The 21,610-nt window shown below is 61.5% G+C and carries 21 protein-coding genes; 11 read left to right on the forward strand and 10 right to left on the reverse strand.

Translation table 11 applies throughout. The features are described 5' to 3' along the window. Positions 1-44: 44 nt before the first annotated feature. Entirely contained in the window at positions 45-1,544 is a 1,500-nt protein-coding gene (locus tag AEAC466_RS36020) for a catalase (protein ID WP_023458742.1), read from the reverse strand. 166 nt (positions 1,545-1,710) lie between these two features. Between AEAC466_RS36020 and AEAC466_RS36025 the strand changes: the two genes are divergently transcribed. Further along, positions 1,711-2,154: a GNAT family N-acetyltransferase gene (locus AEAC466_RS36025; RefSeq protein ID WP_023458743.1), complete on the forward strand. Its 444-nt coding sequence runs from the start codon at positions 1,711-1,713 to the stop codon at positions 2,152-2,154. A 35-nt stretch (positions 2,155-2,189) separates the two neighbouring features. Here the strand turns inward: AEAC466_RS36025 and AEAC466_RS36030 are convergent, their stop codons facing one another. The 3 genes from AEAC466_RS36030 to AEAC466_RS36040 all read right to left on the reverse strand — a co-directional run bounded on the left by AEAC466_RS36030 (position 2,190) and on the right by AEAC466_RS36040 (position 3,806). Beyond that, on the reverse strand, positions 2,190-3,107 hold the full coding sequence (locus tag AEAC466_RS36030; protein WP_023458744.1) for an alpha/beta fold hydrolase: 918 nt from the start codon (positions 3,105-3,107) through the stop codon (positions 2,190-2,192). A gap of 103 nt (positions 3,108-3,210) precedes the next feature. Beyond that, complete coding sequence (locus AEAC466_RS36035; RefSeq protein ID WP_023458745.1) at positions 3,211-3,420, reverse strand: helix-turn-helix transcriptional regulator; 210 nt, start codon at positions 3,418-3,420, stop codon at positions 3,211-3,213. Then, positions 3,420-3,806, reverse strand: coding sequence for a hypothetical protein (locus tag AEAC466_RS36040; RefSeq protein ID WP_031239000.1), 387 nt, complete (start codon positions 3,804-3,806; stop codon positions 3,420-3,422). Before AEAC466_RS36040 ends, AEAC466_RS36035 begins: the two co-directional genes overlap by 1 nt. Before the next feature lie 209 nt (positions 3,807-4,015). Here AEAC466_RS36040 and AEAC466_RS36045 point away from each other — a divergent pair, with 209 nt between their 5' ends. Then, positions 4,016-5,212: an acyltransferase family protein gene (locus AEAC466_RS36045; RefSeq protein ID WP_031239001.1), complete on the forward strand. Its 1,197-nt coding sequence runs from the start codon at positions 4,016-4,018 to the stop codon at positions 5,210-5,212. Between the two features lie 91 nt (positions 5,213-5,303). On the opposite strand, the gene AEAC466_RS36050 is transcribed toward AEAC466_RS36045, so the two are convergent. The 3 genes from AEAC466_RS36050 to AEAC466_RS36060 form a co-directional block, all read right to left on the reverse strand. Beyond that, entirely contained in the window at positions 5,304-5,915 is a 612-nt protein-coding gene (locus AEAC466_RS36050; RefSeq protein ID WP_023458748.1) for a hypothetical protein, read from the reverse strand. Continuing rightward, entirely contained in the window at positions 5,912-7,300 is a 1,389-nt protein-coding gene (locus tag AEAC466_RS36055; protein ID WP_023458749.1) for a M48 family metallopeptidase, read from the reverse strand. The genes AEAC466_RS36050 and AEAC466_RS36055 overlap by 4 nt, the downstream gene beginning before the upstream one ends. A 71-nt stretch (positions 7,301-7,371) precedes the next feature. Continuing rightward, a complete protein-coding gene (locus AEAC466_RS36060; RefSeq protein WP_155913692.1) occupies positions 7,372-8,094 on the reverse strand; it encodes a hypothetical protein in 723 nt (240 codons plus the stop codon). 183 nt (positions 8,095-8,277) lie between these two features. On the opposite strand from AEAC466_RS36060, the gene AEAC466_RS36065 reads away from it, so the two are divergent. The 5 genes from AEAC466_RS36065 (at position 8,278) to AEAC466_RS36085 (ending at position 12,407) form a co-directional block, all read left to right on the forward strand. After that, positions 8,278-8,913 carry a TetR/AcrR family transcriptional regulator gene (locus AEAC466_RS36065; RefSeq protein WP_023458751.1) on the forward strand — a complete coding sequence of 212 codons (636 nt, stop codon included), beginning with the start codon at positions 8,278-8,280 and terminating at the stop codon, positions 8,911-8,913. Continuing rightward, complete coding sequence (locus tag AEAC466_RS36070; protein WP_023458752.1) at positions 8,903-9,838, forward strand: HlyD family secretion protein; 936 nt, start codon at positions 8,903-8,905, stop codon at positions 9,836-9,838. Before AEAC466_RS36065 ends, AEAC466_RS36070 begins: the two co-directional genes overlap by 11 nt. Before the next feature lie 105 nt (positions 9,839-9,943). Beyond that, entirely contained in the window at positions 9,944-10,912 is a 969-nt protein-coding gene (locus AEAC466_RS36075) for an ABC transporter ATP-binding protein (RefSeq protein WP_023458753.1), read from the forward strand. Between the two features lies 1 nt (position 10,913). Beyond that, positions 10,914-12,041 carry an ABC transporter permease gene (locus AEAC466_RS36080; RefSeq protein ID WP_023458754.1) on the forward strand — a complete coding sequence of 376 codons (1,128 nt, stop codon included), beginning with the start codon at positions 10,914-10,916 and terminating at the stop codon, positions 12,039-12,041. Between the two features lie 90 nt (positions 12,042-12,131). After that, positions 12,132-12,407, forward strand: coding sequence for a hypothetical protein (locus AEAC466_RS36085; protein WP_023458755.1), 276 nt, complete (start codon positions 12,132-12,134; stop codon positions 12,405-12,407). Positions 12,408-12,413: 6 nt separating this feature from the next. On the opposite strand, the gene AEAC466_RS36090 is transcribed toward AEAC466_RS36085, so the two are convergent. Then, the gene (locus tag AEAC466_RS36090) at positions 12,414-12,734 is read right to left on the reverse strand and encodes a rhodanese-like domain-containing protein (protein ID WP_023458756.1); all 321 of its coding nucleotides are present in this window, start codon (positions 12,732-12,734) and stop codon (positions 12,414-12,416) included. A gap of 159 nt (positions 12,735-12,893) precedes the next feature. On the opposite strand from AEAC466_RS36090, the gene AEAC466_RS36095 reads away from it, so the two are divergent. The 3 genes from AEAC466_RS36095 (at position 12,894) to AEAC466_RS36105 (ending at position 16,127) form a co-directional block, all read left to right on the forward strand. Continuing rightward, complete coding sequence (locus AEAC466_RS36095) at positions 12,894-13,229, forward strand: metalloregulator ArsR/SmtB family transcription factor (RefSeq protein WP_023458757.1); 336 nt, start codon at positions 12,894-12,896, stop codon at positions 13,227-13,229. 66 nt (positions 13,230-13,295) lie between these two features. After that, positions 13,296-15,440, forward strand: a complete 2,145-nt coding sequence (locus tag AEAC466_RS36100) for a WD40/YVTN/BNR-like repeat-containing protein (protein ID WP_023458758.1) — start codon at positions 13,296-13,298, stop codon at positions 15,438-15,440. Between the two features lie 33 nt (positions 15,441-15,473). Continuing rightward, a complete protein-coding gene (locus tag AEAC466_RS36105) occupies positions 15,474-16,127 on the forward strand; it encodes a glutathione S-transferase family protein (protein WP_023458759.1) in 654 nt (217 codons plus the stop codon). A 39-nt stretch (positions 16,128-16,166) separates the two neighbouring features. Here AEAC466_RS36105 and AEAC466_RS36110 read toward each other — a convergent pair whose 3' ends face one another. Both AEAC466_RS36110 and AEAC466_RS36115 read right to left on the reverse strand, forming a co-directional pair. Next, the gene (locus AEAC466_RS36110; protein ID WP_023458760.1) at positions 16,167-17,885 is read right to left on the reverse strand and encodes a glycoside hydrolase family 43 protein; all 1,719 of its coding nucleotides are present in this window, start codon (positions 17,883-17,885) and stop codon (positions 16,167-16,169) included. Positions 17,886-17,892: 7 nt separating this feature from the next. Continuing rightward, a complete protein-coding gene (locus tag AEAC466_RS36115; protein WP_023458761.1) occupies positions 17,893-19,002 on the reverse strand; it encodes an endo-1,4-beta-xylanase in 1,110 nt (369 codons plus the stop codon). 129 nt (positions 19,003-19,131) lie between these two features. Between AEAC466_RS36115 and AEAC466_RS36120 the strand changes: the two genes are divergently transcribed. After that, positions 19,132-21,537 carry a glycoside hydrolase family 3 N-terminal domain-containing protein gene (locus tag AEAC466_RS36120; RefSeq protein WP_023458762.1) on the forward strand — a complete coding sequence of 802 codons (2,406 nt, stop codon included), beginning with the start codon at positions 19,132-19,134 and terminating at the stop codon, positions 21,535-21,537. Positions 21,538-21,610 lie beyond the last annotated feature (73 nt).

Genomic DNA, 21,610 nt, shown 5'->3' on the forward strand with positions numbered 1-21,610 from the left:
CCCCGTTTGCACGAGGCGGGGTTTTTTATGGGCGGGGTTTCTGTTTACGACAGGTCGCGGGTGGCCTGGACCTCGGCGTCGCCGCCGTGGCTGAGCGCCGTGCGGATGCCGGCGCCATAGGCCGGGTCGATCCGGTCGAAGTGGGCCAGGGCCCGTTCAACGATATGTTCCGGCACGCCCTTCATCGACCCGGCGATGTTTTCGCAGGTCCGGCGTTGCTGGCCTTCGTCGAACAGCCGGAACAGATTGCCGGCCTGGGTGTAGTCGTCATTGCCGTCGCGGTGGTTATACCGGTCGGCGTCGCCCGAAATCCGCAGCGGCGGTTCGCGGTATTCCGGCGCCTGGGTCGGGCCGCCCATGCTATTGGGTTCGTAATAGGCGTCCGGGTTCTTGAAGTTATCGAAGAACCGCATCTGCCCATCGGCATGATAGTGGTTGACCGGGCATTTCGGCGCATTGACCGGCAGGGCTTCGTAATGGGTGCCCAGACGGTAACGGTGCGCATCGGCGTAGGAAAAGATGCGCGCCTGAAGCACGCGATCCGGCGAAAACCCGATCCCCGGCACGATGTTGGAGGGCGAATAGGCGGCTTGCTCCACTTCGTTGAAGTAGTTGTCGGGGTTGCGGTTCAATTCCATGACGCCGACCGGAATCAGCGGATAATCGCCGTGCGGCCAGACCTTGGTGAGGTCGAACGGATTGTACGGCGTCGTTTCCGCTTCCAGTTCGGGCATGATCTGGACGAACAGGTCCCACTTCGGATACTTTCCTGTTTCTTGGCCGGCTTCGATCGCACCGAACAGCGCTTCCTGATAGCTTTCGCGGCTCTGGCCGATGATGTCCGCCGCCTGGGCATTGGTGTAATTGACCTTGCCCTGACGCGTCTTAAAGTGGAACTTGACCCAGAAACGTTCGCTGTCGGCATTGATGAAGCTATAGGTGTGCGACCCGTATCCGTTCATATGCATGGGCGAAATCGGCAGGCCGCGATCCGACATCAGGATCGTCACCTGATGCAGCGCTTCGGGGCTCAGCGACCAGTAGTCCCACATGGCCGTCGCCGACCGCAGATGGGTTTTCGGATGGCGCTTCTGCGTATGGATGAAATCCGGAAACTTGTACGGATCGCGGATGAAAAAGACCGGCGTATTATTGCCGACCAGGTCCCAATTGCCTTCCTCGGTATAGAACTTCACCGAAAAGCCGCGCACGTCGCGTTCGGCATCGGCCGCGCCCAATTCGCCGGCGACGGTCGAAAAACGCGTGATGAGCGGCGTCACCTTGCCGACTTCGCCAAATATCTTGGCGCGGGTATATTGGGTGATGTCGTGGGTGACGGTGAAGGTGCCATGCGCGCCCCAACCCTTGGCGTGCACAACGCGTTCGGGGATGCGTTCGCGGTTCTGGTGCGCCAGCTTTTCGAGCAACTGATAGTCCTGCATCAGAATCGGCCCGCGCGCTCCGGCGGTCAACGAATTCTGGTTATCGGCGATCGGCGCGCCAGCGGTGGTGGTTTGGTGAAACGGACATTTTGCGTCAGACATGGCGATCTCCTCAAATAGGCTCAGTTGATGAAGACCGTTGTGCCGGGTTTTGCCGCATAAATGAAATCAATACTATTTGTTTTTTATATAAGGAAAATCTATAAGGTTGCGCGGGTTCGGACGGACGATTAAATCGGTCGGGCGCAAGCGATGACAAGGACAGATCATGATGCATATCGAACAGGCCGCTCTGGCGGACAAGAGCGCGTGGTGGCCCTTATGGCAGGCCTATCTGACCTTCTATAACCATCCCTTGCCGGATGAGATCAGCGACCTGACCTTTGCGCGTTGTCTCGACCCGGAAGAGCCCATGCAGCTATTGCTGGCGCGCGAAGACGGCGTAACCCTGGGGTTCGTCACCCTGGTCTTTCATCGGTCGACCTGGGCGCGCACGACCTATTGCTACCTCGAAGACCTCTATGTCGATGAACGGGCGCGCGGCAAGGGCGTGGGGCGTGCCTTGATCGAAGCGGTATCCGATATCGCCCGCGCACAGGGTTCGGAACGGCTGTACTGGAATACGGACGCTGCTAATACGACGGCGCAGGGCCTGTACAACACACTGGCGGAAAAGACGGATTTCCTCGTCTACCGCCGGATGCTGGATTAGCAAAAAAGCCCCGGACCGCCGTCCGAGGCCTTTACTTATTTCAACGCCCCGTCCAGAGCCGCGTAAAAGGCGTCCGGCTGGTCCAGCATGACGAAGTGGCGGGCCTTGGCGATGCCGGTAAAGGTGATGTCGGTCTTACCGGCATAGTTGGCCTTGTAAATCGCCTCGGCGCCGTCATCGCTGGCGAAGATCACCGTGGCGGGAGCGGCGATGGCCTTCAGGTCGGGCCGCAAGTCGATGATCAGGTCTTCGTACAGAGCCTTAGCGAAGACGCGGCGGTCAGAGGTCAGGGACCAGTTCAGCACACGCGCCTGATTGTCCGGCGCGGTGACCAGGCGGGCGGTGCCGGCGGTCTGCTGAGCGGCAAACCCGTCGGCCGATGCGGCGATCAAGGTGTCGCGCATGACGGCGGCCTGAGGCTTGACCATATCGACCGTGGCCATCGGGTTGAATATGACGCCGACATAGGGCAGGGCATCGACGATAACGATCCGGCCGGTGTCTTCCGGGTGCGCCTTGGCCAGCATCAATGACATCAACCCGCCCAGCGAATGGCCGACCACGGTGGGTTTGTTGAGGTGGTTGGCCTTGATATAGGCGTCAATCGCCGCAACGGACGGCGCCAGGACCTCGCCATCGCCATTGGCCCCGGCGGGCACACCGGCGAACCCGGCCAGATTGATCACATGCAGGCGGTAATGCCCTTTGAGATGCGCGACCGTGCCGTCCCACGTGGCGCCTGACGACCCCAGCCCGGGAATGAGAATGACATCGGGGCCCGTGCCACTGACCTCAACCGTGAAACGGGCGTGGGCGGCGTCGGGATAGGGTGTGGCGGCGCGGGAATGGCCCGCCGATATGGCGGCCACAATCCCGACGATGATGGCGATCAGGGCCATGGGCCGGTTGAAAATACCGCGGCGAGGAAAAGAGCCGCAAAAGCGATTGAACATGAGAAGCTTCCTTTGGACGAAAATGAGGAGATCGGCAGGCAAGGGGGCGCTAAGGCGGTCTGCAAGGAGACGCCAGGGCTGAGACGGGATAAGACGGGGTGGCTTAGCTTTGGGACGGACGGTACGGGTTTTCGAAAATCTCTTCGACCGGCCGGTCGAACACGCCCGAAATCTTGTAGGCGAGGTCGAGCGATGGGGAATGCTTGTCGGTTTCCAGGGCGATGACGGCCTGGCGAGAGACGCCCAGTCGGGTGGCGAGATCGGCCTGGGTCAGGCCCATCTCGGTACGCAATTCACGCAGGATTTGTTTCATCAGCGCCCCCGCAGAATGAGGCTGATGATGCCGAAGGCTGCCCAGAACAGCACATAGACATAGTAGAGGTCGAAATGCTGGAGCCCGGCATAGTTTTCCAGAAAGCCATAGGCCGTGCAGATGAATAGCGTGATGCCGGTGGCCAGGATGAAGCGGCGCGTGATCTGGGCGCGAATGAACTCATCGCTCTTTTCGATATAGCGCAACATGGTCAGGATGGTGCCGCCGATCGGCAGGGCGGGCATGACGGCCAGCGCGTAGAGCAGGGGGCCTTCGGCGGTATAGCGGCGGAAGAAGATGCCATTGAAAATAATGGCGGCCATATACAGGACCATCCAGACACTCATGCCTATGGTATATTGGGCGGCGGGAGAACGAGAGGACATGCGGGCATCCATGGGATGAAGGGGTGATGTAAGGCTTACCTTACATCGGCATCATGTAATGTCAACCTTACATCTGGAAAAAATGTAAGGTGGAGGTGACATTTTAATTGGTACTGTATTGGGTATTACCTGGGCAACGCCACTTTCATCTTGGCAAGCCTCCTCGTCTATGACAGTGTTCCCCAACAGAAAACCAACAGGGGATGCGCATGGCGGCCGATATTCTGAAATTCGAAAAAAAGGAAAAACCGGCCGTAAAGCGAACCGCGTCTCAGACGCCGGGCAAGACGCGTTTCGAAGCGCTCGATATCCTGCGCGGCTTGTTCATTATCGGCATGTTGCTGGCCAACAATGCCGGGGACTGGTCGCATATCTGGGCGCCGTTCGACCACGCCGAATGGCATGGCTTCACCATGACCGATCTGGTCTTTCCCGGCTTCATGGTCTGCGTCGGTATTTCCATGACCTTGTCGATGGGGCGGCGCATGGAAGACGGCGGCAAAGCCCAGATGGCGGTACATATCGTTCGTCGGGCGGCCATTCTGATTGCGATTGGCCTGTTCCTGAACCTGCTGCCCAATTTCGATTTCGCCACGTGGCGCTTTCCGGGCGTCCTGCAACGCATCGGCCTGTGTTACGCTCTGGCGGCCGGGCTTGTGCTGATCCACAGTCACGCAGCGGGCGGTAAGCTGGTGCTGCACCCCCGGCCTTTGGCCATATGGGCGTTCGGACTGCTTGTCGGTTACGTGCTGCTGGTGAAGTTTGTCCCGGTGCCTGGCTATGGCGTCAACCGCTTCGATCCGGAAGGCGCCTGGTCATCCTATATCGACCGCATCATTCCGGGAATCCACCACATCTATCAGGGCGGCACCAATGAGAAAGGGCAGGTGGTCTATGACCCCGAAGGCCTGCTGTCGACCTTCCCGGCCATCTTTAATATTCTGGCCGGTATCCTGATCGGCCTGTTCATCCAGAAACAGACACCGGCCCGCGCCGTTGGCGGCACCCTGGTCGCCGGGCTGGCCCTGGTCATTTGCGCCCTGGCCATGGATGGCCAGGTGCCGATCATCAAGAAGCTGTGGACCCCGTCCTTTGCCCTGCTGACCAGCGGCCTGGCCATGATGATCCTGTCCGTTCTGATGCTGATTATGGACAAGATGGGCCACACCAAATGGGCCATGCCCATTCGCGTATTCGGCACCAATGCCATCTTGGCCTATGTCTTCGGCTGGCTGTTCTCGGTCTTCATGGGCGTGACCGGATGGACGCATCAGATGATCGTCTTCCTGACGCGCCTCATACCCGATCCCTATGCCATGTCCTTCGCTTACGCTCTGTTCACCGTCATCGTCTGCTGGTTGTTCGTACTGCCCTTCTATCTCAAGAAGATATTCCTCAAGGTATAGGTTTGGCGGTAGGGGCACTCTGCTTTAGCCCGGAACGTGCATGGCGCGTTTCGGGCTCAAAGGCAGGTGTAATAAAAGGGCAGGGGCGCTTTTACGGCAGCTTGGCCGAATCCATGGTCGCCACGACGTTTTTCAGGTTGGCGGCGTAATAGTGCTCTTCCGGCGCGATGTAGACGATATAGTAGTTCAATCCCTTGTCGGACACGGCCTGAGCCAGTCCGTGCAGATTGAGTCCTTCGGCCGTGCGCGCAGTGAATTCAAAACGCACGCCTTTGGCGCCGCTGATCGTCACCGGCTTCGGATTGCTGGTCTCGACCTTGAGGTAGTCCATGGTGGCCAGGGACGACGAGACGAATTCCATCTGCTCTGACAAAGACATGCTGAGCTTGCCGCGCGGCGCGGGGCTGTTCTTGGTGTCCCCGCGCATGGCGTTCACCATCAATGGATCGACGAAGGTCAGCCCGTCCGAAACATAGAGCCGGTTCAGCAATACCCCATCGATGGACAGGATGCGCACCTTGGGCGCGCGCCGGAAGAACAGCTTGCTGACATCCGCCCAATTGCGGTCCAGAGTCACGCTATATTTGCTGGCGACCGACATCTTGCCGGCCGGCACCAGGGGCGGTCCGGAGGCGCAGCCCGCCAACAGGATAGCAGCGGCGGCCGTCGCGGCGCCGAGTTTTAGCACGGTTTTCATGGTCATTTGGTTCCCCCAGATTTCAGTTCAGCGCCGGATTTCGGTTCGGCGCCAGATGTCGATTCGGCGACGCCGGCAGGCAGCATCAGATCCTTGGACATGGTATCGACCTGGTCCTGCACCATCCAGGCATCTTCGGCATTGGGCGCCAGGGCCAGATAGTGTTTGAACGCATCAATTGCCCCCAGAAAGTCGAACTGGTGACGATGGACATCCCCCAATTGGCGCCAGGTTTCCACAGGGGCATCGGGAAAGGTCAGGGCGGCCTTGTAGGCCAGGACGGCGTCGTCCATGTCCGTCGGTAACCCGCCGGCGCGGCGACCATTGCGCAGCCGTAAGGCCTCGCCCTTGTAGAAGTTGAGCAGGCCCATGTCCTGGCCATCGACGCTCAGGCGATTGACCAGATACAGCGTCTGGCCATAGTCCAGGCGACGCAAATCGTCCTTGAGCCACGCGCCGAGATAGGGCCGGATATGGTCGCGATAGGCGAGGCGGGCGGCCTTTTGCTCCTCCGCTGTTCTGAGCGACGGTTTGCCACCATTGAGTTCTGCGTCGCGCGCCTTGGCGGCGGCGATGCGGTCGGCTTCCACGGGATGGCTGTCGAAAATTGTCGCCCGCCCGCCCATGCGGCGAACCCGTTCGTAATCGGAGGCGGCTGTTTCATCCTGGATTTCGTGCCACAGATCGGCGGCGCTTCCGGTGAAATAGCCTGCCTTGTGGGCGTAGGCCAGTCCATAGGCATCGGCTTCACTTTCGCGCTCGCGCGAATAACTCATAAGGGCGGAAACCGTACCCAGATAGGTTAGGTCGATCAGCCCGCGCGTGATGTCGTTGATGCTGCGCATCGCCGAATAGGAATTGGCATTGGCGGTGGCCCCGGCGGAGATCGTAGCGATGACCAGGGTGGCAGCCAGGGCGAGATTCTGGCCGGTCCGGGTTGCTTCAAACTGCTTTAAGCTGTGTGAGTGACGAAAATGCGCTGTTTCGTGACCCAGCACCCCGGCCAGTTCATCCTCCGTCTCACACCGAAGCATCAGACCGGTCCAGACTTCGGTATATCCCGTTGGCGCCATGCTGGCGTTGAAAAAGGGGCGATCCATGACGTAAAGGCGGACGTCGCCATCATAGGGACCAGCGACGCGGCTAAGGACGCCGCGCACATAGCTGTTGAGCGCGGGGTCGGCGTTGCGTTCGCCAGAGGTTTTTGCGGCATGTTCCGCCTTTGCGACTTCGGCCCAGATGCCGCCTTCCAGCGTATCCGACGCCGGAGTCTGGCTCGGCTTGCGGTCCAGCGCGTCCAGCCCGGCATTCCCCGGCGCGGCGACCGCTACGCTTTCGCCCGCCCGCGCCTGTGAAATCAGGCAAGGCGTAAGAGCGATCGCCAAAGTCATGGGCAGGGCTATCGACGAGCGCCACGCCGTCCGGCCTCTTCGGCGTGTCCGTGCGAGCGGCCTTGCGCGTGTCACAGCGGCATCTTCTTGGCGAGTTCGTTCATCCAGACCTGCGCGCCGGCGGGTTCACGGATATCCACCCCGGCAGGCACGGCGACATTACTGTACCACACGACCTTGCCGGTCTTCATATCGACCAGGGTCATCTGGATCACCTGACCGCCCATAGGCATTGCGACGCCCAAGGCGGCCATGCCGACCATCATGGCGGCCCGGCCACCACTGGAATAGGTGCCTTTGGCGTCTACGAACATGACGTAGGACGGCGATGTGCCGTCGGCCGGCATCAAGGCTTTGATGCCGTCGCCCAGCGTCCAATCAAAGGTCGGCTTGGTCGGCATGATAAGGCCGGGTGTGATGTTCGATGTGATCGAGTTGCTCACCGCTTCGTTGAGCTTGAGCAATTGCACCGCATCGGGGTCTTCGTAGCTTTGGATATCGACCGTGGAGACCTTATATTTGCGCGTCGTCAACAGGTCGGTCAGCGCGGATGCCAGATGCTTGCGCGCGTCACGCGACCATTCTTCCTTCGGTTCCTGACCGCCGGCCGCTGTCAGAAGAGACAACGACACTTCGGGCTGAATCAGCAATATCGGTGTGCCTTCGGCCGGCTTTTCCATCTTCACGGATTGGATGCGGTCAATCGGACCGGCGTGAGCGGCAGGAACGGCAGCGGTCATGCCGGCGCACAAAAAAGCAAGCGCAAGCGCGCCGGTGGTCAAGGTACGTTTCATAAATTCCCCCATCAAATCGGTGCGGTCCGCGGATCTCGACGGTGCGCAAGAGCGATTCTGCTTTTTTCATATCGCGGCACGCGTATTTCGACAAGAAGATTGTTTCACAACTCTGACTGCCCCTTGTGGACAACGCGTTTGCCCCTTATAGTACTGACCGGTCAGTACTATAAGGTCGCCTGAATGTCCGAACCCTCAACCTCGTCCCGCCGCCGAGAGGCGCCGGAAGTCCGCCAGGCCGACATTCTCAATGCGGCTCTGGACGAATTTTCACGGCACGGATTCGAAGGCGCGCGCATGGAGGATGTGGCGCGCAATGCGCGCGTATCGAAAGGCACGGTCTACCTCTATTACCCAACCAAGCAGGCCTTGTTCGAAGCCTTGGTCATGCGCGATATCGCGCCGCGCGTCGCCACGGCGTCTCTCTTTCTCAAAGGCTATGATGGGCCTATCGAACCGGCGCTGATGCGGATGACCGAAATGGCCGCGGCGGCTATCGAGGCCGGCAAACTGCCGGTTTACCCCAAGTTGCTGATCGCCGAAGCCGGACGTTTTCCCGATCTGGCTGCCTTTTACCGCCGCGAAGTGGTGGGCAAGATGATCGATGCCCTGACCACCCTGTTTCAGCGCGCGCTTGACCGAGGCGAAATCAGCGGCATCACCGGCGAAATGGCGGCGCATCTGTTCATCGCGCCGCTGTTGAAATCGCTTATGTGGTCGCTTGTCTTTTCGCGGACGGACGCCGCGCCGTTTCCGCCACTGCCTTACCTGCAAACCCACGTTCAGGTCTTTCTGAGGGGACTCAATCATGGTGCGTAAATGTCTGCTTTTGGCAACCTGTCTCGTCCTGGCGGGGTGTCAGCAAACACCGGACAACAGCTATAGCGGCTATGTCGAAAGCCAGACGGTCAGTATCGCCGCCCCGCAATCGGGCTGGCTGTCGGCGGTCAATGTCGATCGTGGCGATACGGTGCGTGACGGTCAGCCCCTGTTCCGGCTCGATGCAACGCAGGCGCAATACGCCCTGAGCGGGGCGGAAAACCGCGCCACCTCGGCCCAAGCCCAGGCGGCGGATCTGGCCAAGGGCGCGCGTGACGCCGATATCGCGCCCCTGACGGCCCAGCGCGTCCAGGCCCAGTCACAGCTCGATCTGGCCCGCGCCAACGAAGCCCGCTACGCCCAACTGGAGCCCAAGGGCTACGTTTCGGCGACCCAGATGGACAGCTTGCGCGCCGCCACCAAATCGGCGCTGGCGCAACTGGCCAATATCGACCGTCAGATCGAAGAAAAACGCCTGGCCTCGCGCGTGGATCAGCAACGCTCCGCCCAGGCTCAGGCGGCGGCGGCCAAGGCCGACGTCGCCGGGGCGCAATATACGGTGGACGATCGCGACGTGAAGGCGCGCCTGACCGGGCTGGTCGATGAACGCCTGCGCGAACCTGGTGAATTTGTCGCGGCGGGCTCTGCGGTGCTGACCGTGCGCCCGCAAGGCCGCGAATTCGTGCGCTTCTACGTGCCGCAATCGGACCTGGCAAAATTCCGCGTCGGCGGTTCGGTGCGGATAGCGTGCGACGGATGCAAGGGCCAAACGGCCAAGGTGCGTTTCATTTCGCCGTCCGCCGAATTCACCCCTCCGGTGATTTATAGTGTGCGTGAACGCCAGAAACTGATGTTCCTGATCGAAGCCACGCCGGAAGCGCCCGACGCGCTCCATGCCGGCCAGCCCGTGGATGTGCGGCTGTGATGGGGGATGATTTCACCTTATACCGCCCCGCTGGCGGGGCGGGGTGTTGGGGGGCTGTCTGGCATCACCCCCAATATCGCACCCCCACATCTCAAGGGGTTCACCATGTCTGAGCCGGAGCTTGCCCCCGAACTGGCCCCCGAACTGGCCCCCGAACTGGCCATCGACGTGCGCGGCCTGACCAAGAGCTTCGGCAAGCTCAAGGTCGTGGACAATGTCGATATCGCCATGCCGCGCGGCCAGGTCTGGGGCTTTCTTGGCCCCAACGGCTCAGGCAAGACAACGACGATCCGCATGTTGTGCGGCCTGCTGCGGCCCGATGCGGGCGAGGGGACGTGTCTCGGCTACGACATCCTCAAGCAGAGCCGTCAGATCAAGAACAATGTCGGCTACATGACGCAGAAGTTTTCCTATTGGGAAGACCTGTCGATCCGCGAAAACCTCGAATTCGTCGCCAACCTGTACGGGCTGAAAAACCGCCATGAGGTGGTGGACCAGGCGCTCGAGACCCTGGGCCTGGCGTCACGCGCCAAACAATTGGCGGGCACCCTGTCCGGCGGCTGGAAGCAGCGTCTGGCCCTGGCGGCCTGCACTCTGCATAGCCCGAAGATGCTGATGCTGGATGAGCCGACCGCCGGTGTCGACCCCCAGGCGCGGCGCGATTTCTGGGACCAGATTCACCGCCTGTCGTCCCAGGGGCTGACCGTGCTGGTCTCCACCCACTACATGGACGAAGCCGAGCGCTGCGATCAGATCGTCTATATCGCCTACGGCAAGCTGATGGCGCAGGGACGGGTCGAAGATATCATTACGCAGTCGGGCCTCTATACCTTCATCGCCGAAGGCACCGGCGTGCGTGATTTGATGGAGCGCTTGCGCGGTGAGGCGGGCGCGGATCACGTCGCCTATTTCGGCAATGCGCTGCACGTCAGCGGCAGCGACCTGGCGGGCTTGCGCGATCTCGTTGCCCGTCATGCGGTGGCGGGCATTACCTGGCGCCAGGAACGGCCGAACCTTGAAGACGTCTTCATCCACCTGATGGGACAGTCCAAAGACAATAGTGTGAGGACCTGACATGAACTGGCTGCGTCGTATCCTCGCCATCCTGACCAAGGAATTCATTCAGATGCGGCGGGACCGCCTGACCTTCGGCATGATGATCGTCGTGCCGGTGGTGCAACTGGCCCTGTTCGGTTTCGCCATCAATTCCGATCCGCGCCACCTGCCGACCCTGCTATATCTCGAAGACAATTCGGCCATCGTCCGGTCGCTGACGGCCGGGCTGCAAAATTCCACCTATTTCGACATTACGGGTCAGGTCAGTACGGCCGAAGCGGCGACCCGCGCCTTGCAATCGGGGGACGCCGCCTTCGTCGTCACCGTGCCCGCCGGCTTTACCCGCGCCATGCTGCGCGGTGACCGGCCGCAATTGCTCATCGAAGCCGACGCCTCAGATCCGTCGGCCGCCAGCAATGCCGTCGCCATGCTGGATCAGATCGCCACCTCCGCCCTGAAACAGGACCTGAAGGGCGAATGGGCCGGCCTGGCCCAAGGACCGCCGCCCGTCGATATCGTCGTCCACCGCATGTATAATCCCGAAGGCATCTCACAGTACAATATCGTGCCGGGGTTGCTGGGGGTCATTCTGACCATGACCATGATCATGATCACCTCCATCGCCATGACGCGCGAAACCGAACGTGGCAATATGGAAAACCTGCTGGCCATGCCTGCCCGGCCGTGGGAGGTGATGGCGGGGAAAATCACCCCCTATGTCGGGGTCGGCCTGATCCAGACCGGCATTGTGTTGCTGGCGGCCTATTACATCTTCCATGTCCCGTTTGTCGGCTCGCCGTGGATCATGGCCTTGGGCGTGGGGTTGTTCATCATCGCCAATCTGGCGGTCGGCTTCACCTTTTCGACCATTGCGCGGTCCCAGATGCAGGCCATGCAGATGACCTTCTTCTTCTTCCTGCCTTCCATTCTGTTGTCGGGTTTCATGTTCCCGTTTCGCGGCATGCCCGGCTGGGCGCAGGACATCGGGCAGATCTTCCCGCTGACTCATTTTCTGCGGGTCGTGCGCGGGGTGATGCTGAAAGGCGCGGACTTCCATGCCCTATGGCCGAATATCTGGCCGATGCTGGTCTTCATCGTCGCCGCCATGACGGTGGCCATGCTGCGCTATCGCTCGACTTTGGATTAAATCGCTCGTCCACAGCTGTGTCGCGGACTGCCTTGACTCTCACTGGCAATGAGAACAAAATAAGAACAATTGTTCTGAGGAAGGCTGCCCATGTCCACGTCCTGGTTTTGTGAAACGCAGTTGCGCGACCTGCCGCAGGAGACGCGCATCCTGATCACTTGCGATAAGTGCGGCCGCCAGCGCGAGGAGGGCGTGCGGCAACTGGTCAACGAAGCGCGGGTCGGCGCCATGTATCTCGACCTCATCGAATGGGCCTTCAGTTGCGCCGATTTTCATTGCGGCGGCAGCGTCTCGTTCGGCGTGTTCACACCGGTCGTCCTGCCTGTCGTCCTGCAAGACAGGCCACCGGTGCGCCGGTGGGCCTGACCGGCCTTACCGTTCGGTCGGCAGGCCCGCCATCACCCAGGCGCGCAGACCGCCGGCCAGGTGGTGATGGATATCGATGCCCGCCGCCTGGCAGGCATTGGCGGCCGTCACCGAACGCACGCCGCCGGCGCACGACAGCACGACCGTCTTGCCCGCCTCAGTCGGCAGGTTGGCCGGGTCGAGCGTGGACAGCGGGTGATTCACCGCGCCCGCGATACGCTCGGCGGCGAATTCATGCGGTTCGCGTACATCGACCAGCAGGATTTCACCGGCGGCCAGCGCGGCATTGACCTGTTCGGGCGTCAGATTTTCGATGGGAGTGGACATGTCAGGACCTTTCACGAAGCGAGTTCGCCTCTATGCCATTTCGACGCGCCGTAGGGAAGCGCAAGCAAGGATATGGCTGTGATCGCGGATTGACTTTCGCGCCCAACCGCCTACGTTTAGCCGACAAGCTAATCGTTTTGCCCCGAAAGGCGTCACAGTATGCGTACCGTTCAGGCCGCCAAGATTTTCGCCGCCATGGCGTCCGAGCCCCGGCTGAAGATACTGGCCTATCTGTCGAAGGCGACGATGACCGCCGGTGAAATCGCCGAACGCTTCGATATGACCAAGCCATCCCTGTCCAAACACCTCGGCATACTGGAAAATGCCGGACTGATCACCGGTGTGAAGACGGGCAAATATATTCACTACAGCATCGTCGAAACCCATATCGTCAATGCGCTCGATGGCTACCTTCAGGAGGTCTGCCCCACGCGCAAGCCGCTGCGGCGCGAAAGTGCCGCCCGCGCGCATACCCCGGACGTCTCCGACGCCTGATTTTTTGCTTTGCCTGCCCGCAGATAGCGCTAACATGGCGGCAATCAATAATCGCGGGAGAGACGGATGCCAGGTAAACCGAATGGCAAGCGTGTTTGGGCGGGACTGCTGGGCGGGTTGTGTCTCCTGGCGGGGAGCGTAGGCGCGCACGCCGAATCGTATAGTTGGAAAACCATTCCCTTCCACGGCGGCGGCTTTGTCGACGGCTTCCTCTATCATCCGAAACAGCCTGGCATTCTCTATGCCCGCACCGATGTTGGCGGCATGTACCGCTACGACTATGCGGGGCAGCGTTGGGTGCCGCTGATGGACGGCTTCGGTAAGGCCGACTGGGACTGCTTCGGCACCATGACCATGGCGGTCGATCCGCAACATCCGGACCGGCTCTATGCCACCTGCGGGCTCTACGTCAACGATCACGCGCCGGATGGCGCGGTCATCCGCTCTGACGATCGCGGCGCGACCTGGGCCATCACCCGACTGGCGGGCGTCAAGCTCGGCGGCAATGCCATGGGCCGTGGCACCGGCGAACGGTTGCAGGTCGATCCGGCCAATGGCGACACCCTGTGGCTCGGCACCAACCGCGATGGCCTGTGGGTCAGCCACGACCGGGGCGTGACCTTTGCCCGCGCGGCCGGTTATGCGCCGAAATCGGTCAGCGTAGTGCGGATTTTCGACAGCACGATCTATGTGGGTTCGGGCGAAAGCGGCGACGGGCTTTACCGCTCGCTCGATGGCGGCAAGACGTTTGCGCGCGTACCCGGTTCGCCGAAACTGATCCCGCACCAGATGGCGGTCGCCGCGGACGGCACGGCCTTTATCACCTTCGCCGATGGGCTAGGGCCATGGGGCGTCAAAAACGGCGCAGTCTTCAAGCTAAACGGCGATGCCTGGACCGACATCACGCCGCAAAAGCCAGACGCAACCACCTCGTTCGGCTATTCCGGGCTCGACCTGTCGCCGGATGGCACCCTGGTCGTCTCGACCTCGTGCCGCTATGCCAGCCATGACGACATCTATGTCAGCCACGACGGCGGAGCGACGTGGCGCGCGGTCGGCGACACGGCCCGGCATGACCTTGGGGACCACGCGTGGCTGAAAGCCTATATGGGCGGATCGGACAAGGACGCTGGGGCGCGCAACCATATGGGGCACTGGCTCGACGCGGTGAAGATCAATCCCTTCAATCCGAAGGAGTTGATCTATGGCACCGGTTACGGCGTCTGGGTGGCCGATAATTTCGGCGCGAAGACCACGGACTTCGCCTTTCGCAATGATAATTTAGAGGAGACCGTCATCCTGGGGCTGGAAAGCCCGCCACAAGGGCCGCGCGTCCTCATGGCGGCGGGCGATGTCGGTGGCTCCGCCTTCACCGATCTGACGCGTACGCCCCAGGACGGCCTGTTCACCCCGACCAACAAGACCAACCCGTCGGTGGCTTTCGCGGCGAAAAAGCCCAACCTGATCGTGCGCAGCGTCGATTTCGAGGCGGCGCGCGGCTTCATATCGCAGGATGGTGCGCACACCTGGACGCCGCTGCCGTCCGCGCCACCGCCCATAGCGACACGCGACTGGGAAAAACACCGGGCGGGCAAGATCGCGATTTCCGCCGAAGGCACGGCCCTGGTTTGGGTGCCGGAAGGTGAGGGCGCCTATTTTTCCCACGATATGGGCCAGACCTGGACCCTGTCGCAAGGCTGGCCCAAAACGGAACGCGGCCAGGAAGCCATCGCCGACACGGTGAACGACGCCATCTTTTACGTCTACGACCGGGCGTCCGGCGTCGCGCATGTGTCACGCGACGGTGGCCGGACATTTACCGCTTTGTTCACAATAGACAATTCTGCTGGGGGAGGGCAATTGCGCGCCGTGCCCGAGCATACCGGGGACCTGTGGCTGGCCACGCCGTCGGGGCTTTACCACAGCGTCGATGGCCGACCGGCGAAGATGGCGGGTATCACCACAGCCTGGCAGGTCACGTTTGGCAAGGCCGCGCCCGGCCGGGTCTATCCGGCGGTCTTCCTGTGGGGCGTGGTCGGCGGCGTCGAAGGTCTGTGGCGCTCCGACGACACCGGTGCGACCTGGGAACGCATTAATGACGACGCGCACCGCTTCGGTCAGATGCGCGCCATCGCCGGCGATCCGCGTGAATATGGCACCCTCTATATCGCGCCGGATGGCCGGGGTATCATGGTGGGAAAGCGCGATTAAACGAACGAGAGCGGCCAGAAAAGGAGCTTCGCCATGGCTATCGTACTTACGGCGTTTGAACGTTCACCCGACGGAGGCCGGGGACTGGCGCGCGACACGCGTGTCCGTTGGGCGCTCGAAGAGGTGGTGCAGCCCTACGATGTGCGCCTGGTTTCGTTTCAGGACATGAAGGCGCCGGCGCATCTGGCGCTTCATCCCTTCGGTCAGATACCGACCTATGAGGAGGGGGATCTGGTCCTGTTCGAAACAGGCGCGATTGTGCTGCACATCGCGGAGCATCATCCGGGCCTGCTGCCTGAGGATGCCAACGCACGGGCACACGCCATCGCCTGGATGTTTGCCGCCCTCAATACCGTCGAGCCGCCCATCCTCGAATTTTCCACGGCCAAGCTGTTTGAAAAAGACCGGCCCTGGTCCGCCGAACGATTGCCCCTGGTCGTCGATCGCGTACGGGACCGGTTGAGGCCCTTGGTTGCCCATTTGGGCGAGGCCGAATGGCTCGACGGCGCGTTTAGCGCCGGCGATCTGTTGATGGTGTCGGTACTGCTCAGGCTGAAAACCTCCGGCCTATTGGACGAATTCCCGAACCTGGCCGCCTATGTCCGCCGGGGTGAGGCGCGACCGGCCTATATGCGGGCCTTCGCTGCGCAACTGGCAGTCAACACCCGCGCGGTGCCGGGAACTTGATCCGCCAAGGCGAAATGGGCCGTATGCGCCGGGGCGGCTTTATTTCGCCCCGAACGCATATAACCCGATCACCGTGCCGACAAAGCCGCCGGCCTTGGCCGTTGACAGATTGGTCGCGTCCACATCCGCCGTCACGACCGTGTCGCCTGAGCGGAAGGTGGCCTTGCCGTCCTTGAAGTCCGCCGTGAGCGTCACTTTTCCCGCAGGGGCGGGGATCGATGCCACCACCACGCCGTCGCGCGGATCGGTCGGCCCGGCGCGGCGGGTCACTTCCAATCGTTTCTGACCGTCGCGCAAGGCAATGCCGAAGAACAGGAAAAAATTGTCGTTCTGCAGCGCCAATATGCCCGCGCGGTCGCCTTCGGCATGGGGCGTGTAACTAAGCGTGGTCCGGAAGGTGGCTTCGTTATGCCGCTGGCGCAGGCCGATGAAGGCCGGATGCGACGACAGGTCGCCAAAGGCTTCGGGCAAGGCGGTCAAGCCCACGGTGGCGGTGTCGAACACCTCAAGGAAGGGCGTCTTCGGCGTCCGGACCTGAAGCCAGTCCAGCGGCGCCTGAACGGAATAGCTGTAGCCATAGTGATGCGAGAAGCGCGTGTAATGCGTCTCGGCCTCGGGTGTCTGGGCGGGCAGTTTGGGCCAGTCCACCAGGCGCGGGATCGCCTGGCCGTGCGGCAGGATCACCGGCCAGCCATCGGTCCAGGTGACGGGCAACAGGAAGGTTTCGCGCCCGGTATTGTACAGGTCACCCGTATAGGGCTGGGTGGCCAGGAAGACGGCGTACCAGTCGCCGGTCGGCGTTTGGACCAGATCGGCATGGCCCGCTGAGGTGATAGGGGCCGGCCGCGCCGGGTCGAGGTCGCGCTGCGTCAGGATGGGGTTGCCGCTCCACGGCACGTAGGGCCCGGTTACGCTGTCGGCGCGCAGAATGACTTCGCTGTGGTTTACGCTGGTGCCGCCTTCGGCCGCCATCAGATAGTAGTGGCCGCCCGTCTTGTAGATATGCGGCCCTTCGATCCATACCGGCTTTTTCGAAATATCGACCCCGCCATTGATCACCACCTTTCGCGGTCCGGTAAGGGTATTGGTCTTGGGGTCGAATTCCTGCAACCAGATGGCGCGGTGGCCGTCATAAAGCGGCGTGCCTTCCGGCGCGTCATTATAGACGATCCAGGCGCGGCCATCGTCGTCCCAGAACAGGCTGGGGTCGATGCCGCCGAACGGCAGCCATATCGGATCGCTCCACGGACCGGCGGCCGATTTGGCGGTGATCAGGAAGTTGCCCATGCAATCGACGCAGGTGTTGAGGATGTAGAAGGTATCGCCATGGTGGGTGATGTCGGGTGCAAACACGCCGCGCGATGTCGCCAGGCCCGAAAAGTCCAGCATACCCGGCCGGTCGATGGCGTTGCCGATCTGGGTCCAGTTGACCAGGTCGCGCGAGTGGAAAACCGGAATGCCGGGATAGTAGGCAAAGCTGGAATTGACCAGGTAATAGTCGTCGCCGACCCGCGTGATCGACGGGTCGGGATAGTAGCCGGGCAGGATCGGGTTTTCGTATTGGGGGCCAAGACGCGGCATGGTCGGCTTGGCCAGGCCGGGGCGCTGGCTGTCGAGGCGGATATCCGAAAACACGGCCTGTCCCGCCTTGGGTGTGGGAAGGGGACCGGACGCGGGCAGGGTGGTGCAGGCCGACAGAGCGGCGGCCAGGCTAAGTGCGGACAGGCTGAGTGCTGCGCGGGTGATGGCGATCTTCATGACTATCTTACCGGGCCGGGGCGTGAAGGAAGGCCTGGGCGATGGCTTCGCGCAGGGGCTTGGGGCGGAACTGGTCGTCGTACGGCGTGGGCCGCAACGGCAGCTTGTCGGCGCGCGGTGTGAAGCCCTGCAACCAGTTATACTGGTCGGGCATACCCCAGAACAGCACGTCCTTTGTTTGCTTGTAGCTCAGCATCTGGTCGAGATAGATGCGGCCGACCGTGGCGACGATGGCGTCGCGCTGTTCGATATCGCCCGTCGCTATTGTCTGGTCATCGACATCGAATTCGGTGATCAGCAGGTCGAGGTCTAGCGCCACCGTGGCGTCGAGGAAGTCTTTCCACTGGTTGACCTGACCGCCCAGAAGATCGTAGCCGTTGCCGATATGCGACTGTACGCCCAGGGCGTCGATCGGCACCTTATTGTCGCGGAACCAGCGCAGCAGCTTGAGCACGCCCTTGCGGTGGTTTTCATTGCCGGCTTCCCAGCTCATATAGTCGTTATAGACAAGCTGCGTCTTGGGCAGATGCTCGCGCGTCGCTTCGAAGGCGATACGCATCGTGTCCATGCCGAGCACGCGCGAAAAGGCGTTTTCGCGCACCTCGCCGGTCTTCGGATCGATGGTTTCGTTGACCACGTCCCATGAGGTGAGGCGATCGCCGTAATGATCGGCAACCGTGGCGATATAGTCGCGCAGCAGCTTTTCGGCGGCGACCTTCGGCTTGGGGCCAAAATCGTAGGTCTTCAGCCAGTTCGGCGTGAATTCGTCGCGCGCCCAGAACAGATTGTGGCCGCGCATGGCGATGTGATTGGCCTGCGCCCAGGCGAGCAATTCGTCGGCCGGTTTGAAATTGTAGTCGGTCGCGTTTTTGTTGTGCGTGACATACATCTTCAACTCGTTTTCCGGTACGATGATGTTGCATTCACGCAGGATCAGGTCGCGCACTTTCGGGTCGGCGAAAGCCTTCATGCCCACGGCCGTGCCGTAGCGAATCCCCTTGGCCGCAGCCAGATCCTTGAGCGCCGCCTCTGTGCTGGCAAAGGCGGGAAGGGCCGCAATCGCGCCGGTTGCGGCGCCGGCAGCCAAGGCCGCCCGGCGGGTGAGATTTCGATTCATGACATTTCCCTGTTGAATTTTTCTTTGTTACCGCTAACAGTGTCATTCTTCAATTGCGGCGTCAAGCGCAGGGGGGCATCAATCCCGGTACGCCTGACGTCTAACAAAAAAACACAGCAGGGATACCCCATGACGAAGATCACCGCCCCGGTCCTGACCCGCCGTTTGTTCGGCGCCTCCACGCTCGCTCTGTCCGCCGCCACGGCGTCGGGCGCCTTGGCCGCTTCGAAGAAAAAAGCGGAAAAGCTGCCGTACAAGGATGCGACTCTGCCGGTTGACGCGCGGGTTGATGACCTGCTTGGCCGCATGACCCTGGAGGAAAAAGTCGCGCAGATGCTGTGCGTGTGGCAAAAGAAGGGCGACATTCAGGACGCGGACGGCAAGTTCAATCCGTCAAAGGCGTCCGCCGTTTATCCGAATGGTTTGGGCATGGTGGCGCGTCCGTCCGACCAGCAAGGCTTGGCCACCACGACCGGCGCCGGTGATTCGGGCGCCATGGGCAACCGCAACGCCTTTGAAACCGCCACCCACGTCAATGCCATGCAGAAATGGGCAGTCGAACAAACCCGCCTCGGCATTCCCATGATCATGCACGAAGAAGCCTTGCACGGCTATGTTGCCAAAGACGCGACCTCCTTCCCGCAGGCGATCGGCCTGGCGTCCTCCTTCGATCCTGTCCTGGCGGAAAAGATCTTCTCGGTCGCTGCCCGTGAAATGCGCGCCCGCGGCGCCAATCTGGCCCTAGCGCCGGTTGTCGATGTGGCGCGTGAGCCGCGTTGGGGCCGCATCGAGGAAACCTATGGTGAAGACCCGTACCTCAGCGGCGAGATGGGCAAAGCGGCCGTCATCGGCTTCCAGGGGGAGACCCTCCCGCTGGCCAAGGACAAGGTGTTCGCCACCCTGAAGCATATGACCGGCCACGGCCAGCCCGAAAACGGCACCAATGTCGGTCCGGCCGAAGTGTCGGAACGCACCCTGCGCGAAGAGTTTTTCCCGCCGTTCGAAAAGATCGTCAAGGAAACCAATATCCGCGCGGTCATGCCGTCCTACAACGAAATCGACGGCGTGCCGTCCCACGCCAACAAATGGCTCCTGACCACCATCCTGCGTGGGGAGTGGGGCTTCAAGGGCGTCACCGTCTCCGACTATTTCGCCATCAACGAAATGATCACCCGGCACAAGCTGGTGCCCAATGTGACCGAAGCCGCCTATCGCGCCTTCAAGGCCGGGGTCGATATCGAAACCCCCGACAATCAGACCTATGGCACGCTGATCGATCTGGTGAAGGCGGGGCGCATTTCGGAAGACGAAATCACCGCCGTCGTGCGCCGCATCCTGGAAATCAAGGTGCAGTCCGGCCTGTTTGAAAACCCGTATGTCGATGCCAAGAAGGCCGACAGCCTGACCGCCACCCCGGACGCCGTTGCCCTGGCGCGTGAAGCGGCCACGCGTACGGTAGTGCTGTTGAAAAATAACGGCCTGCTGCCCCTCAACGGCAAAAAGGTCGGTAAGCTGCTGGTGCTCGGCGCCCACGCCAAGGATACGCCGATCGGCGGCTATTCCGATAAGCCGCGCCATGTCGTGTCCATCCTCGAAGGGCTCCAGGCCGAAGGCAAGGCGCAGGGCTTCGACGTCGCCTACAGCGAAGGTGTGCGTCTCACCGAACAGCGCATCTGGGGCCAGGACGTCATCAACTTCACGCCCGATGCCGTCAATGACAAGCTGATCAAGGATGCCGTCGAAGCCGCCAAGAGCGCCGACACCATCGTCATGGTTCTGGGCGATAACGAACAGACCTCGCGTGAGGCATGGGCCGACAATCATCTGGGCGACCGCGACTCGCTCGATCTGATCGGACGTCAGAACGATCTGGCCGCCGCCATCTTCGCTTTGAAAAAGCCAACCGTCGTCTTCCTGCTCAATGGCCGCCCTTTGTCGGTCAACATGGTCAACGAAAAGGCCGACGCCCTGATCGAAGGCTGGTATATGGGCCAGGAAACCGGCTGGGCCGCCGCCGATATCCTGTTCGGACGCGCCAATCCGGGCGGCAAGCTGCCGGTGTCGATTGCGCGCAATGTCGGGCAGCTGCCCATCTTCTATAATTACAAGCCGACCGCGCGCCGCGGCTATATCGACGGCGAAACCTCGCCGTTGTTCCCGTTCGGCTATGGTTTGAGCTACACCACCTTCGATATCTCCGCGCCCCGGCTGTCCAAGGCGACGATTGGCGTTTCGGATAGCGTCACCGTCTCCATCGACGTGCGCAATACCGGCGCGGTCAAGGGCGACGAAGTGGTCCAGCTCTATATCCGCGACGACATCTCCTCGGTCACGCGCCCGGTCAAGGAACTGAAACGCTTCAGCCGCATCACCCTCAATCCGGGCGAAAGCCGCACCGTGACGTTCGACCTGACACCGGCGGACCTGCAATTCTACAATATGGACATGCAGCGCGTCGTCGAACCGGGCACCTTTACGATTTCGGCAGGACCGAATAGTGTCGATCTGAAAACGGCGACTCTCACTGTAGCCTAAGGCTTTGTCCGGACATTCCGGACCTTTGCCGGACCAGGTGAGGGGCGCCGCACAGGCGGATCGTCCCTCATCT

It is taken from the genome of Asticcacaulis sp. AC466, from assembly GCF_000495815.1.
Classification (GTDB): Bacteria; Pseudomonadota; Alphaproteobacteria; order Caulobacterales; family Caulobacteraceae; genus Asticcacaulis.

What these genes read in the sequence shown, in the direction of transcription:
- AEAC466_RS36020 (WP_023458742.1), bottom strand. Translation starts at nt 1,544, where the DNA reads ATGTCTGACGCAAAATGTCCGTTTCACCAAACCACCACCGCTGGCGCG.
- AEAC466_RS36025 (WP_023458743.1), top strand. Translation starts at nt 1,711, where the DNA reads ATGATGCATATCGAACAGGCCGCTCTGGCGGACAAGAGCGCGTGGTGG.
- AEAC466_RS36030 (WP_023458744.1), bottom strand. Translation starts at nt 3,107, where the DNA reads ATGTTCAATCGCTTTTGCGGCTCTTTTCCTCGCCGCGGTATTTTCAAC.
- AEAC466_RS36035 (WP_023458745.1), bottom strand. Translation starts at nt 3,420, where the DNA reads ATGAAACAAATCCTGCGTGAATTGCGTACCGAGATGGGCCTGACCCAG.
- AEAC466_RS36040 (WP_031239000.1), bottom strand. Translation starts at nt 3,806, where the DNA reads ATGTCCTCTCGTTCTCCCGCCGCCCAATATACCATAGGCATGAGTGTC.
- AEAC466_RS36045 (WP_031239001.1), top strand. Translation starts at nt 4,016, where the DNA reads ATGGCGGCCGATATTCTGAAATTCGAAAAAAAGGAAAAACCGGCCGTA.
- AEAC466_RS36050 (WP_023458748.1), bottom strand. Translation starts at nt 5,915, where the DNA reads ATGACCATGAAAACCGTGCTAAAACTCGGCGCCGCGACGGCCGCCGCT.
- AEAC466_RS36055 (WP_023458749.1), bottom strand. Translation starts at nt 7,300, where the DNA reads ATGACTTTGGCGATCGCTCTTACGCCTTGCCTGATTTCACAGGCGCGG.
- AEAC466_RS36060 (WP_155913692.1), bottom strand. Translation starts at nt 8,094, where the DNA reads ATGAAACGTACCTTGACCACCGGCGCGCTTGCGCTTGCTTTTTTGTGC.
- AEAC466_RS36065 (WP_023458751.1), top strand. Translation starts at nt 8,278, where the DNA reads ATGTCCGAACCCTCAACCTCGTCCCGCCGCCGAGAGGCGCCGGAAGTC.
- AEAC466_RS36070 (WP_023458752.1), top strand. Translation starts at nt 8,903, where the DNA reads ATGGTGCGTAAATGTCTGCTTTTGGCAACCTGTCTCGTCCTGGCGGGG.
- AEAC466_RS36075 (WP_023458753.1), top strand. Translation starts at nt 9,944, where the DNA reads ATGTCTGAGCCGGAGCTTGCCCCCGAACTGGCCCCCGAACTGGCCCCC.
- AEAC466_RS36080 (WP_023458754.1), top strand. Translation starts at nt 10,914, where the DNA reads ATGAACTGGCTGCGTCGTATCCTCGCCATCCTGACCAAGGAATTCATT.
- AEAC466_RS36085 (WP_023458755.1), top strand. Translation starts at nt 12,132, where the DNA reads ATGTCCACGTCCTGGTTTTGTGAAACGCAGTTGCGCGACCTGCCGCAG.
- AEAC466_RS36090 (WP_023458756.1), bottom strand. Translation starts at nt 12,734, where the DNA reads ATGTCCACTCCCATCGAAAATCTGACGCCCGAACAGGTCAATGCCGCG.
- AEAC466_RS36095 (WP_023458757.1), top strand. Translation starts at nt 12,894, where the DNA reads ATGCGTACCGTTCAGGCCGCCAAGATTTTCGCCGCCATGGCGTCCGAG.
- AEAC466_RS36100 (WP_023458758.1), top strand. Translation starts at nt 13,296, where the DNA reads ATGCCAGGTAAACCGAATGGCAAGCGTGTTTGGGCGGGACTGCTGGGC.
- AEAC466_RS36105 (WP_023458759.1), top strand. Translation starts at nt 15,474, where the DNA reads ATGGCTATCGTACTTACGGCGTTTGAACGTTCACCCGACGGAGGCCGG.
- AEAC466_RS36110 (WP_023458760.1), bottom strand. Translation starts at nt 17,885, where the DNA reads ATGAAGATCGCCATCACCCGCGCAGCACTCAGCCTGTCCGCACTTAGC.
- AEAC466_RS36115 (WP_023458761.1), bottom strand. Translation starts at nt 19,002, where the DNA reads ATGAATCGAAATCTCACCCGCCGGGCGGCCTTGGCTGCCGGCGCCGCA.
- AEAC466_RS36120 (WP_023458762.1), top strand. Translation starts at nt 19,132, where the DNA reads ATGACGAAGATCACCGCCCCGGTCCTGACCCGCCGTTTGTTCGGCGCC.